The organism is Collinsella sp. Sow4_D11, assembly GCF_052116465.1.
GTDB lineage: Bacteria > Actinomycetota > Coriobacteriia > Coriobacteriales > Coriobacteriaceae > Collinsella.
The window spans coordinates 1-305 of sequence record NZ_JBQKLA010000085.1 but is presented as its reverse complement, the minus strand read 5'-3'; the positions used below and the strand labels follow the sequence as shown (position 1 = coordinate 305).

Genomic DNA, 305 nt, shown 5'->3' with positions numbered 1-305 from the left:
TCAGCCGAGCCGCACTAATCGCCCGAGCTCTTCCGGAACCGCACCTCGCGGCCCGCGGGACCCAGCGCTCACGCGCGGTCCGGGCACGAGGATGCCCCCGAGTCGGATCTCCCCTATGCGCCATGCGGCCCCCAGGGCACGTGGATGAGACACCCGGGCACCGTAACGGTGGGCGCCGCCCACCGGTCAGCGGTCAGAGCATGGGGGGCACGCCCGGTCCCGTTCCGAACCCGGAAGCTAAGCCCCATCGCGCCGAGAGTACTGCGGGGCCAGCCCGTGGGAGGCCAGGGCGCCGCTGACCGGTG

1 rRNA gene is annotated in these 305 nt (G+C 73.4%); it reads left to right on the top strand.

What is annotated here, in order from left to right:
• Positions 1–185 precede the first annotated feature (185 nt).
• A 5S ribosomal RNA gene (rrf, locus tag ACTQ40_RS10640) occupies positions 186–301 on the top strand.
• Positions 302–305: the final 4 nt, after the last annotated feature.